General features: G+C 38.4%; 12 protein-coding genes and 1 tRNA gene. 7 read left to right on the plus strand and 6 right to left on the minus strand.

Going from position 1 to position 12,861, the window contains the following annotated elements:
- Positions 1 to 454 precede the first annotated feature (454 nt).
- A complete protein-coding gene (gene dapD / locus ACFILH_RS06580) occupies positions 455 to 1,303 on the minus strand; it encodes a 2,3,4,5-tetrahydropyridine-2,6-dicarboxylate N-succinyltransferase (protein ID WP_375630559.1) in 849 nt (282 codons plus the stop codon).
- A gap of 106 nt (positions 1,304 to 1,409) precedes the next feature.
- Between dapD and ACFILH_RS06585 the strand changes: the two genes are divergently transcribed.
- Positions 1,410 to 2,273: an LOG family protein gene (locus ACFILH_RS06585; RefSeq protein ID WP_375637222.1), complete on the plus strand. Its 864-nt coding sequence runs from the start codon at positions 1,410 to 1,412 to the stop codon at positions 2,271 to 2,273.
- Positions 2,274 to 2,305: 32 nt separating this feature from the next.
- On the opposite strand, the gene truA is transcribed toward ACFILH_RS06585, so the two are convergent.
- The 3 genes from truA to def are packed head-to-tail and all read right to left on the minus strand — an operon-like array spanning position 2,306 to position 4,516.
- Positions 2,306 to 3,049 (minus strand): tRNA pseudouridine(38-40) synthase TruA, encoded by a 744-nt coding sequence (truA, locus tag ACFILH_RS06590; RefSeq protein WP_375637220.1) that lies wholly within the window; start codon positions 3,047 to 3,049, stop codon positions 2,306 to 2,308.
- A 1-nt stretch (position 3,050) separates the two neighbouring features.
- On the minus strand, positions 3,051 to 3,980 hold the full coding sequence (gene fmt / locus ACFILH_RS06595; RefSeq protein ID WP_375637218.1) for a methionyl-tRNA formyltransferase: 930 nt from the start codon (positions 3,978 to 3,980) through the stop codon (positions 3,051 to 3,053).
- Positions 3,980 to 4,516, minus strand: a complete 537-nt coding sequence (gene def / locus ACFILH_RS06600; RefSeq protein WP_273790310.1) for a peptide deformylase — start codon at positions 4,514 to 4,516, stop codon at positions 3,980 to 3,982. The genes fmt and def overlap by 1 nt, the downstream gene beginning before the upstream one ends.
- 96 nt (positions 4,517 to 4,612) lie before the next feature.
- Here def and ACFILH_RS06605 point away from each other — a divergent pair, with 96 nt between their 5' ends.
- The 3 genes from ACFILH_RS06605 (at position 4,613) to ACFILH_RS06615 (ending at position 6,606) form a co-directional block, all read left to right on the plus strand.
- A complete protein-coding gene (locus tag ACFILH_RS06605) occupies positions 4,613 to 5,794 on the plus strand; it encodes a DNA recombination protein RmuC (protein WP_273790242.1) in 1,182 nt (393 codons plus the stop codon).
- 111 nt (positions 5,795 to 5,905) lie between these two features.
- A complete protein-coding gene (locus tag ACFILH_RS06610) occupies positions 5,906 to 6,493 on the plus strand; it encodes a hypothetical protein (protein ID WP_273790243.1) in 588 nt (195 codons plus the stop codon).
- The gene (locus tag ACFILH_RS06615; protein ID WP_375630550.1) at positions 6,484 to 6,606 is read left to right on the plus strand and encodes a hypothetical protein; all 123 of its coding nucleotides are present in this window, start codon (positions 6,484 to 6,486) and stop codon (positions 6,604 to 6,606) included. The genes ACFILH_RS06610 and ACFILH_RS06615 overlap by 10 nt, the downstream gene beginning before the upstream one ends.
- 1,479 nt (positions 6,607 to 8,085) lie before the next feature.
- Here the strand turns inward: ACFILH_RS06615 and ACFILH_RS06620 are convergent.
- Both ACFILH_RS06620 and ACFILH_RS06625 read right to left on the minus strand, forming a co-directional pair.
- Positions 8,086 to 8,161 (minus strand) — tRNA-Ala (locus ACFILH_RS06620).
- Positions 8,162 to 8,278: 117 nt separating this feature from the next.
- Positions 8,279 to 8,659, minus strand: coding sequence for a TIGR02300 family protein (locus ACFILH_RS06625; protein WP_273790244.1), 381 nt, complete (start codon positions 8,657 to 8,659; stop codon positions 8,279 to 8,281).
- Positions 8,660 to 8,846: 187 nt separating this feature from the next.
- Between ACFILH_RS06625 and aroA the strand changes: the two genes are divergently transcribed.
- The 3 genes from aroA (at position 8,847) to rpsA (ending at position 12,653) form a co-directional block, all read left to right on the plus strand.
- Positions 8,847 to 10,175, plus strand: coding sequence for a 3-phosphoshikimate 1-carboxyvinyltransferase (aroA, locus tag ACFILH_RS06630; protein ID WP_375642996.1), 1,329 nt, complete (start codon positions 8,847 to 8,849; stop codon positions 10,173 to 10,175).
- Positions 10,172 to 10,819, plus strand: coding sequence for a (d)CMP kinase (cmk, locus tag ACFILH_RS06635; RefSeq protein WP_375617510.1), 648 nt, complete (start codon positions 10,172 to 10,174; stop codon positions 10,817 to 10,819). The genes aroA and cmk overlap by 4 nt, the downstream gene beginning before the upstream one ends.
- 133 nt (positions 10,820 to 10,952) lie before the next feature.
- Complete coding sequence (gene rpsA / locus ACFILH_RS06640) at positions 10,953 to 12,653, plus strand: 30S ribosomal protein S1 (RefSeq protein WP_026500132.1); 1,701 nt, start codon at positions 10,953 to 10,955, stop codon at positions 12,651 to 12,653.
- Positions 12,654 to 12,861: the final 208 nt, after the last annotated feature.

Genomic DNA, 12,861 nt, shown 5'->3' on the forward strand with positions numbered 1-12,861 from the left:
TAAAGGACACTTTAAATAGAATTGCGCCGTGCTTTATGTTTTTGTGTATTGCGTAATGGTGTCACTTTCTCATGTAAAACAGAATGCTTTAAACAAAATGCGTTTGTGTTGCATATTTGTGCACGTATTTTAATAAATATCTCTCAATACACTCGACCTCATTTCACGATAGCGTGCGTAGAAAGTATAACGGTAAAGCTTCCGTGAATGACATAAAACTCATAACCATATTTATTGTCATAAAGACACATGGTGCTTGAGAAAACTCATTAAAGACATTTTTATTCTTTTCTTAAAGTGCTTCTTACCCATACACCAACAGTGTTTATGAGACGAGCAGGAAATGATAGTGATTGATTCACTATGAAAGGATTTGAAATGAGAGAATCCTTGTATTCGAGGTTATTATTCAAGTTAAAAAACGATGAAATATTATTATGCATTAATCTTGTGTCTAAGAACGTAAAAGATCATTAATGGATGTTTTTTCTCGTGTTTTTTGATCAACACGTTTTACAATAACAGCACAATAAAGGCTAGGTCCTGCTTCACCATTTGGTAAAGGTTTTCCAGGGAGAGAACCTGGTACAACCACTGAATAGGCTGGTACTTCACCAATAAAAATTTCACCTGTTGTACGATCAATAATCTTTGTTGATTTTCCAATAAAGACTCCCATTCCCAAAACAGCACCTTCACGGATAATACAGCCTTCAACAATTTCAGAGCGAGCACCGATAAAGCAATGATCTTCAATGATTGTTGGATTTGCTTGCAGTGGTTCCAAAACACCTCCAATACCAACACCGCCAGAAAGATGGACATGTTTACCAATTTGTGCACAAGAACCAACGGTGGTCCATGTATCAACCATTGTGCCCTCATCGATAAAAGCACCAAGATTGACAAAGGATGGCATCAATATAACATTGGGTGCAATGTAAGCAGAATGACGTACAATGGCTCCAGGAACGGAACGGAAATCAGCACTTTTAAAATCTGCCTCTTGCCAACCAGAGAATTTTGAAGGAACTTTATCCCACCAATGTGTCCCATTGATTCCACCAGTAATAATTTGCATAGGATTGAGCCGAAAAGAGAGTAAAACCGCTTTTTTCAACCATTGATGAACATGCCATTGTCCATTTTTGTGTCGTTCTGCAACACGAATTTCACCTTTATCAAGAAGGTTCAATGCATGTTCAACACTCTCACGTATTTCGCCTTTTGTGGTAGTATCGATAGAATCGCGATCATCAAAAGCTTGTTCGATAATAATTTCAAGTTGTGTGATATGGGTCATGACGAGAGTTCCGTTAAACAAGTTGAAAGCTTCAAGATTTATTCTCTATGAACTACGCGAAGAAATGTGTTCAGTCAATAAAACGATGAGGAAGTAGGACAGGTGTATGAAAAAAAGCTGTAAAGAAAAAAGAAAAGCAGAGCAAGAAAACTGGGCACCACTTCTCCATGCGAAGGATGCTCTACAACAAATACATAAAGTTTCTAATTCAGCACAAATGCGTTCGTCTACTTATCGTTTAGCCTATATCGATCAAGATTTTATGATGCGTCCAGAGCTGCGCTCACAACGTATTAGTCTTGAATTTTTAAAGCCGGAAATAACCCTTAAAGAATATGATATTCAATCAACAGTTGTTTTGTTTGGTGGTGCGCGTATTCCTGAACCTGGGCAAGCAGCGTGGGCTGCAAAAAATGAAATACAAAAGAAAAATTTGCATGCTATGTCACATTATTACGATGAAGCAAGAGAGTTTGCGCGTTTGTGCTCACTTTATTCTGCTACGACAGAATATCGTGAATTTGTGGTTGTTACGGGGGGCGGACCAGGAATCATGGAGGCGGGAAATCGTGGTGCTTGTGATGTTGGTGCCCCAACGATTGGCTTGAATATTATTTTACCACATGAGCAAGAGCCTAATTCGTATGTGTCGCCGCATTTGTGTTTCAATTTTCATTATTTGGGGATGCGCAAAATGCATTTTTTAGTACGAGCGAAAGCCCTAGCCATTTTCCCTGGCGGATTTGGGACTCTGGATGAACTGTTTGAGACGTTAACTTTAGTACAGACAGGGCGTATGAAACAGGTACCAATTTTATTGTTTGGCAAAGAATTTTGGAGCAATACTATCAATTTTGAGTATCTGTCTGCACAAGGTACAATCTCTCCTACTGATGTTAATTTTGTGAAATTTGTTAATACAGCAGCAGAAGCTTTTGAAGAAATTCGTTCTTTTTATAAACTGCCTTAACGACTTTTGAGACGCTCACTCTTGAAGGATCATTAATACTCTACTTTGGTTAAATAAAGTCCTGAGGGGGGGGCAACAACACCACAACGTTTACGATCTTTAGCATGAAGAGCTGCTTCGAGATCTTGAGCTGACCAACGTCCAATACCCACTTCCATGAGGCTTCCTGCGAATGAACGGATTTGATGATGAAGAAAAGAACGAGCTTGTGCATAAAGAAAAATTTCTTCACCTTCTCTTTGAATATCGAGGCGTTCAAGGGTGCGAATAGGGCTTTTGGCTTGGCAATGTGCTGAACGGAAAGTTGTAAAATCATGTTGTCCTACAAGCTTTTGCGCAGCTTCATGCATGGCGTCAGCATTAAGAGGCTTTGGCAACCACCACACGCGTTTGGCATTTAAAGCTGGTGGAGAGCGACGATTGAGGATTTTGAAAAGATAATGGCGTTTGGTTGCGGAAAATCGTGCATCAAAGTCATCAGGGACATTTTCTACATTTAAGATTGAAATCGCCTCTCCCTGTTTACGTAAAAGAGCATTGAGCGCATCTCGTACAGTATGGGAGAGCCAGTTTTTTTCAAAATCAACATGCGCAACTTGTCCGGTAGCGTGTACGCCCGCATCCGTTCGTCCTGCTGTTGTTATGGTCAATTGTTGTCCACTAAAGCAAAAACACGCTTGTTCAAGAGCTCCTTGTATCGTGTGAAGTTTTGCTTGACGCTGCCAACCAGCATAATTTGAACCATCATATTCAAGAGTGAGTTTAAAACGTGGCATCTTAAAAAACAGCAGAAATATGAGCACCTCGCAAAAAGGTTGCGCTATCAAGAATTTTACCGCCAGATCTTTGGAGAGAGGTTATTTCTATCCGTCCTTGCCCACAATGGATAATCAAAGAATCTGGTTCTATCCGTCCAATTTCAAGAGAAGGACCTGTTGTTAAGCGACTATCAAAAATTTTTACACGTTCTTCTCGTCCACCGATATTCATATTGCACCAGCAACTAGGAGAGGGAGAGAGCGCGCGAATATGCCTATGAATAAACTCTGCTGGTTTTGTCCAATCAATGCGGGTCTCTTCTTTTCTAATTTTGGCGGCATAGGTGATGCCTTCTTCTGATTGTGGGGTCAGTTTAAGTCGTCCTTTTTCAAGAGTGGATAAAGTCTCTACCATAAGTTCTGCGCCAATATGTGAAAGTCTGTTTGAAAGCTCAGCAGTGGTGGTGTTATCCGTAATGGGGATGGAGCGAGAAAGAGCGATAGGCCCCGTATCAAGTCCTTCATCCATTTTCATGATCATGATACCTGTTTCTTTATCACCAGCCATAATTGCTCGTTGAATAGGCGCAGCACCACGCCAACGTGGTAAGAGTGAAGCGTGGGCATTAAAACAACCAAAACGCGGCGTTTCGAGAATAGCTTTGGGTAAAAGGAGTCCATAAGCCACCACAATAGCAGCATCAACAGAAAGTGCTGCAAATTGCTCCTGTTGTTCGATTGTTTTAAGTGTTTGAGGTGTAAAGATGGGTATAGATTTCTCTTTTGCTACGGTGTGAACAGCGGAGGGGATTAATTTAAGCCCTCGACGTCCTGCTGGGCGAGGGGGTTGACTATAAACAGCAACAACATCATGACCTGCATCCAGTAAAGCATGTAAAATAGGAACAGAAAAATCTGGTGTTCCCATAAAACTTAATCGTAAAGCCATTACAAAACTGCTTCCTGCATGTTTTTTTCTTTTGCGCGTTTTTTAAATTTTCGTATCACCATATCGCGTTTGATCTTTGAAATGTAATCAATAAAAAGGCGCCCATCTAAATGATCAATTTCATGCTGCAAGCAAGTTGCTAAGAGATCGTCTGCTTCAATTTCTGTTTGTTTTCCTTCACGGTTCTGATAGCGAACACGAAGGCGTTTAGGACGTTCAACCTCTGCAAAATAATCAGGAATAGAAAGACAACCTTCTTTGTAAATATTACGCTCATCTGAAAGCCATAAAATTTCAGGGTTGATAATAACAAGTGGTTTTTTCTGCTCATCTTCAGAATTTCCAGAGACATCTATAACCAACATACGTAGCGGTATACCAATTTGAATAGCAGCAAGACCAACGCCCTTAGCATTATACATGGTTTCCAACATGTCATCTGCAAGTTTTTGGAGAGATGAATCGACCTGCTCAACAGGTTTGGACACTTCCCGTAAAATCGGATCAGGTAAAGTAATTAAAGATCTCATTGGCATAGGCATAAGTAGAGATTAATCAATGGTTTGTTATTGGTCAATATTGAATAACGGATTCTTGCGTTTTTTTACAATAAGAGCGTTATATTACAATTTATGTTTGATTCGTTTTTTTCCATACTCGCTGGTGATTTTTTTTCTAAACTAGTGCTTTTGCTTTTATTTATACTTGTCTGTTTGGCATTTTTTATGTTGATACATTCTCATCGAAAAAAAGCATTTTTGGAAAATGAAATTGCTGAACGCGCACGTGAGGCACAAATGCAGATGGCTACCTTGCTGAAAACACAAGCTGAAATGCAAGGGCGAATGCAAACGATGGCGGAAATTTTTGGTCAACGGCAGGCTGAATTGAATAAATCACTCAGTGAGCAACTCAATGGGATGACAACAAGCTTAGGCCAAACACTTCAGGTACAGACTAAATCCACTTATGAAAATTTGAATCGTTTGCAAGAGCGTTTAGCAGTGATTGATGCGGCACAAAATAATATTCAATCGCTTACGGGACAAGTTGTTCAGTTACAGTCTATTTTAAGCAATAAGCAGACACGTGGTACTTTCGGTCAGGGGCGGATGGAAGCTATTATTGCCGATGCCTTACCAACAAACGCTTATGCTTTTCAGGCCGTTCTTTCTAATGGAAAGCGCCCAGATTGTCTCATTCATATGCCCAATAAAGCCCCTTCTCTTGTTGTTGATGCTAAATTCCCTCTGGAGGCTTGGAATGCTATGCGTAAGGCAGAATCAGCGCAAGAGCGTCAAGAGGCAGAACGCCAATTTCGTACCAATATGGAAGTCCATATTCGTGATATTGCACAAAAATATTTGATTCCTGGAGAAACTCATGACACTGCTTTCCTTTTCGTGCCATCTGAATCGATTTTTGCAACAATTTATGAGGACTTTGAGGCATTGGTACAAAAATCCAATAGAGCTCATGTGATTATTGTTTCACCATCTTTGTTGATGCTCTCTGTCCAAGTGGTACAAACCATTATGAAAGATGCGCGGATGCGTGAACAAGCGCATTTAATTCAATCAGAAGTAGCAAAATTGATGGAAGATTTTGGACGAATGGATATGCGTGTTCGCGCATTACAGAAGCACTTTCACAAAGCAGGTGAAGATATAGAGGGAATTTTGATATCGTCCTCCAAAATTATGAAACGGGCAAATCGCATTGAAACTGTTGAATTAAAAGAAAATTACTCTGAACCAACAAAAATGACAACATTAGCTCAGTCGCAAACATTGCGTTTTGCTGATGAGGAATAAAGCAAAGCAAGCTTCTTAAATATCACAAGTTAGATCATGTTCTTTATTGATTGGTAATCATTTTTTAGTATCTCTATCTTGTTTTATTTCTTAAACGAGAGGAATAGGAATATGCGACACCTTTTGTTTTTAGGGGCACTGGTGTTTTTGCTAGAGGGATGTGCAACAACCACTCCCATCCACACAAATAATGCTTGTGCTATTTTGGCACAAAAAAATGGTTTTTTTGACAATTGGGGTAAAGTGTCTCAAAGAGCGGAAATGCGCTATGGAATTCCTATGCCTATCATTCTTGCAACCATTAAGATGGAATCGAGCTTTCGTCACAATGCACGTCCTCCACGCAAAAAACTACTTGGTTTTATCCCATGGAAGCGTCGGTCGACAGCTTATGGTTATGCTCAAGCGCTTGACAGTACATGGGCAATGTATCTTCGCTCGACAGGAAAGTCTTTTGCATGGCGTACGAATTTCGCAGATGCTGCTGATTTTGTTGCTTGGTATCATCGCCAAAGTGTTCAACGCAATGGGGTGAGATTTGATGATGCATATAGCCTTTACTTAAATTATCATATGGGACATGGTGCTTATGCGCGTAGTGGCGGGCATGCCACTACGGCACTCTCACAGGCAGCACAGCGCATGGCAAGGATATCGAGGCTCTATGAACAGCAATTAAAAAGATGTGGATGGCATTAGGGAAGATTTTTGAAAATCTCAATCAGGGAATTGATGTGGTAAAATCATTTGAGGGAAAAATTTTTTATGATACGACAAGGCTGTCTCGTTTTTCTGATCATTCAATGAAATAAATTGTTATTTTTTAGAATAAACTCAAGCAACAGAAAGCTTTTGCAATACACAATATATTTGAAGATACTCTCGACATTTTTACCTCCTTTGTTTAAAAAATTTACAATGGAAACTATCTTCTATTTAGCGCTGGCATTTCGCATTGGGCTAAGTACTAGAGGTTATTGAAGAAAAATTTTAAAATATAATATCATTTTTTATTTTCATTATGCGTATTACTGGCTGATTATTATATGAATATTTTCTTTGTTAAGCGTATAAAATAGCAATTAAAACAAATGCAATTCGGGCATCATAAAAAGGGTGAAATATTCAATATAAAAAAACGAGAAATGCATTAAACGAAAAAACGTTGTTTTGTATAAAGAGGGCGCTACAGTCCTCAAAAGAACTAAGTATATTTAGTATTGTATGAAATAAAACATACTCGTCCATCCAGTCCATTTTAATTGAAAGACGTTATCTTATTGTATTGTAAAAACACTATCGTTTATAGGATGATAAGGTATATGCAACTTTACACACAATGAATATTCAGGGTAGGGAGTATTCAGAGAAAGATTTGTAGCGCCTATGAAGTAACAAGTCAGTCTCCAATGTTGTGATAGCTTTTGCATTTGAGAATATTTATGAGAAGCATTTTTATTCTTTTTCTTAAATTGTTTAAGCATATTGATTTATAAAGATAATATATCGTTATTCATATTAAAGTAAGAATTTCGAATGACGTAGGGTTTTATCGTTTCAGATCTCTTGAGGTTGAATCAATAAAACCATTGGTTTGCACATAACAAGCGCAATTGGCATGTGGATAAAAACTGTGAAAGAAAAGACTAAAAATGTTTTTTATGAACATTCTAAAATGTAAGAATTATCGCCAACATTGGGAATTAGCACAATAATGATGGCGCTACTTTGCTCTCACACCTCAACCTTTCTTGTGATGCACAAGGAAAAAAACAATTGATTCAATATATTATTTAAGCGTTAATATACCTTAGTATTGAGCAGGTAGATGCTAATCAAAGTGAGTAATTTTTTTGGCAGGACATCTGATCAGATTAAAAATACTCAAAAAAAGCTCTAATTTTCAATAATTGAGAAGTATATTTTAATATTTTATTCTCTACTCTTTGTTTAAGCACTTCATACCTTTTAAAAAGATATCGGTAGCCAACATATTATGATTTTGTGGAAATATTGTGGTAAAGGAAATTCAAACTTTGTCCTTGAAGACAAGGCGTAGGTTAAACAGCACATTTTCTATTTCTGTGCAAAACATAAAAGAATTATCTACTTTCACGGTTGCAACAGTAAAATTTTATAATCCAACAAATGATTAAAAACGTATTATAATATCATTAAAATGCAAGGAACAAGCGCTATTGGAATTATGATTAAATAGCAAATAAACCTTTTAAATTGATGTACACATCCTTTATTATAATTGATTCCCTTGATAGAACAGTTTGTCCTTTTGGTGGAGCTAAGCGGGATCGAACCGCTGACCTCTTGCATGCCATGCAAGCGCTCTCCCAGCTGAGCTATAGCCCCTATAAAAACAAATTTTTCCAAAAGGACAGTATACAATTCCAACTTTTCTAGAACGATCAAAGTTGAAGATCAAGAAGAATTTACATTCAATGGAAAAGATGTCCTTTTTTATTTCTCTTAAGCATCGTCATCATTAGAAACACCGCCTCCGAGAATATTAGTAACGTCATCATCTTCATCGTCACCATCATGAGATAAAAATGTATCATCATCATCACCAAGATCTACATCACTATCTTCTAAATCAGGAAGATCGTCATCTTTAGAATCCTCATCATCCTCTTCAAGAAGCATAAAAGCAGATTTTTCAAGTGCTGTATCAAGCTCTTCAGTATCAACTTCTTCCTCATTGTTTGCTTCAGCTGCTGCAACTTCAAAGTAAGAACGCGGATAAGAAATTCCTGTATAGGGCGACACAATAGGATCGCGATTTAGATCGTAAAATTTTTTTCCTGTTTCTGGATCAACACGTTTAGTTCCAAGTTCTTGTTTTGCCATAAACCGTGCCTCTTTGATTAACTATTATTCCATTAAAAGATAAATTTTATGGTGCTTAATCGAAAAATAATACCTTTGTCAAAGATAAATACACTGTTCCACAGTGATTTTTTCATGACGTCTTTTAAAGCATGTGCTAAAGGATGCACAATTTCATAAAAGTTAGATAGAATTAAATAGAATTTCCATGCAAAAAGCAATCCCTATAACCACCTATAAATCGAGTAGTCTCTCTGGAAAAATTCAAATACCAGGAGATAAATCAATCTCTCACCGCTCTCTTATATTGGGAGGATTAGCAAGTGGTGAGACATATATTCATGGATTACTTGAAAGCGCTGATGTACTCAATACAGCTGCTGCTATGCAAGCTATGGGTGCCTGTATTATTAAAAAAGATGACTTCTGGATCATACGAGGAACAGGGAATGGTTGCCTTTTAGCTGCACAAAAACCTTTAGACTTTGGAAACGCTGGAACAGGTGCTCGTTTGGTTATGGGAATGGTTGGTCCGTATCATATGAAAACAACCTTTATTGGTGATGCTTCTCTCTCTAAACGTCCAATGGGACGTATCCTTGATCCACTGCGTCTCATGGGGGTTGAAATTGAGGCAACGCGCGACGATCATCTTCCTTTAACGCTTTATGGTCCGAAAATGGCTAATCCGATTCGTTACCGTGTTCCAATAGCTTCCTCCCAAATTAAATCAGCAATCCTGCTTGCTGGACTCAATACCGCCGGCATTACAACTGTTATTGAACCAGTTCTGACACGAGATCATACGGAAAAAATGTTAAAAGCATTCGGTGCGCAACTTGAAATAGAAAAAGATAACGAAGGTGCGCGTTTGATTCACCTTAATGGTCAACCCCATCTTACTGGGCAAACGATTCATATTCCGGGGGATCCTTCTTCTGCTGCTTTTCCAATTATCGCAGCCCTTCTTATAGAAGACTCTGATATCACCATTGAAAATGTTTTGATAAATAACTCTCGAATAGGACTTATCGAAACATTGTGGGAAATGGGTGCTCAAATTGAATTTTTGAACCGACGTCAAACAGGTGGAGAGGATGTTGCTGATCTACGAATAAAATCATCGGTCCTTAGAGGCGTTACGGTGCCCAAAGAACGTGCTCCATCGATGATTGATGAATATCCTGCTTTGGCAGTAGCAGCAGCCTTTGCAGAAGGCAAAACAGTAATGCTAGGAATTGAAGAGTTGCGTGTAAAAGAATCAGATCGACTGTCTGCTGTTGCTCAAGGACTCAAAATTAATTGCGTAGACTGTGAAGAAGGTCAAGATTTTCTTATTGTTTATGGAACAGGTTCTGCCAAAGGTTTGGGTGGTGGACATGTCTCCACACATCTTGATCATCGAATTGCTATGTGTTTTCTCATTTTTGGGCTTGTATCAGAAAAACCTGTTACTATTGATGATAAACGAATGATCGCTACGAGCTTTCCAGAATTTATTCCTTTTATAAAACAACTTGGGGGAAAAATCGCTTGAAGCCTTTTGTTATCGCCATTGATGGACCTGCAGCCTCAGGCAAAGGAACCTTAGCACGCAAAATTGCTGCACATTATCGCCTTCGCCATCTCGATACTGGTCTTACTTATCGTAGTGTTGCTCATACGCTTTTACAACAAAATTTAGCTCTTAATGATGAAAAAAATGCTATTATTTATGCTAAAGAACTTGATTTTAATACCTTAAATCCTTCTCTTCTTTCTTCTCATGAACTTGGTGAAGCGGCTTCAAAAATAGCAATTAATCCTGCTGTACGCAAAATTCTTGTCGAAAAACAACGCAACTTTGCTAAAGTTTTGCCCGGCTGTGTGCTTGATGGGCGTGATATCGGAACTATTGTTTGTCCTGATGCCGATATCAAGTTTTATATTCTAGCCAATGTCCAAACACGCGCCAAACGTCGCTACCAAGAGATTTTAAAAAAAGGTGTTCAAGCAAATTATCATGAAATCCTAGCTCAACTTGAACAGCGCGACAGTCGCGATATAACGCGCAAACAAAGTCCATTAAAACCAGCAAAAAACGCCCACTTGCTTGATACGTCAGAATTGAGTATAGAAGCAACATTTGAAGTTGCATGCAGTTTTATTGATCCAATCATAAAAATGCATATAATTGGATAAATTCGTTAAGGTAACTTCCAGCCTAGCGCTAACTTTTTTTCCTTTATTCAAGGAAAAAGGCTAAGAAGTTGCTTATGTTAACACTAACCCAGCGCTCATACCTTATAATACAAGGTATATATTAGGAGTTCTTATGTCACAATACAATCCCACAACAGCGGATTTTGAAGCCCTTTTAACAGAATCTTTTCAAACTAATGATCTTAATGAAGGATCTGTTGTTAAAGGTCGTGTTATTGCAATCGAAAAAGACATGGCCATTATTGATGCTGGTCTTAAAGTCGAAGGACGTATTCCTCTCAAAGAATTTGGAGCTAAAGCAAAAGATGGTTCTTTGCAAGTTGGCGATGAAGTTGAGGTTTACATTGAACGCATTGAAAATGCGATGGGTGAAGCTGTTTTATCGCGTGAAAAAGCACGGCGCGAAGAAAGTTGGGTCCGTTTGGAGGAAAAATTCAATGCTGGTGCACGCGTTGATGGAGTGATCTTTAGCCAAGTAAAAGGTGGTTTTACAGTCGATCTTGATGGTGCCGTTGCTTTCTTGCCTCGCAGCCAAGTTGATATTCGTCCCATTCGTGATGTTTCACCCCTCATGCATAATTCACAGTCCTTTGAAATTTTGAAGATGGATCGTCGTCGTGGCAATATTGTGGTTTCACGTCGCACTGTCTTAGAAGAAAGTCGCGCTGAGCAACGTTCAGAAATCGTACAAAATCTTGAAGAAAACCAAATCGTTGAAGGTGTGGTGAAAAATATTACAGATTATGGTGCCTTTGTTGATCTTGGTGGGATTGATGGTCTCTTGCACGTTACAGATATGGCATGGCGGCGTGTTAATCACCCATCTGAGGTGCTCACAATTGGCCAAACGATTAAAGTTCAGATTATTCGCATTAATCAAGACACGCACCGTATTTCTCTTGGAATGAAACAGCTTGAAAGTGATCCTTGGGAAAGCATCAGTGTCCGGTATCCGATTGGTAAAAAAATTACGGGTGCTGTTACCAACATTACTGATTACGGTGGTTTTGTTGAAATTGAACCAGGAATCGAAGGGCTGATCCATGTTTCTGAAATGAGCTGGACAAAGAAAAATGTTCATCCTGGAAAAATTCTGTCTACATCACAAGAAGTAGAAGTGGTTGTTCTTGAGATTGATCCTTCTAAACGGCGTATTTCTCTTGGCTTAAAGCAAACATTTGAAAATCCATGGGAAGCTTTTGCCAATAAATTTCCTGTCAATTCGCAAATTGAAGGAGAGGTTAAAAATAAAACAGAATTTGGTCTGTTTATTGGGCTTGAAGGCGATGTTGACGGTATGGTTCATTTGTCTGATCTTGATTGGAACCGTCCTGGTGAACAAGTTATTGATACTTATAATAAAGGCGATATCGTTAAGGCTGTGGTCCTTGATGTTGACATTGAAAAAGAGCGCATTTCTCTTGGAATTAAGCAGCTTTCCAGCGATAAAGTTGGAGAAGCAGCTGCTTCTGGCGAATTGCGAAAAGGTGCTGTTGTAACATGCGAAGTGATTGCTGTTAACGACAATGACATTGGTGTGAAATTGATTGATCACAACCTTGAGACAACCATTCGGCGTGCTGATCTCGCGCGTGATCGTGATGAGCAACGTCCTGAGCGTTTCGCAATTGGGCAAAAGGTTGATGCTCGCATCACAGCATTTGATAAAAAAACACGTAAAATTTCAGTATCGATTAAAGCTTTAGAAATTGCAGAGGAAAAAGAAGCTGTTGCACAATATGGTTCTACAGATTCAGGTGCTTCTCTTGGTGATATTCTTGGTGCAGCTTTGAAAAAACAAGAACAAGATTAATCATCAATCATTAAAGTTAGTGTTATTATTAAGGTCACTCATTTTAGGAGTGACCTTTTTATTTTCTAAAGAAATTGTCTGCTTATTTTTAAATTATTGAAACAAAAATTATAAATGCTTGCAAATAAAAACAAAAAGTTTGTTTTTTGTCTAACAACGGTTCACTATTCAGATAAAATGCTTAAAATTTAAATAAAAAACGATGTAA

Source organism: Bartonella sp. CL435QHHD (assembly GCF_042195095.1).
Taxonomy (GTDB): Bacteria; Pseudomonadota; Alphaproteobacteria; order Rhizobiales; family Rhizobiaceae; genus Bartonella.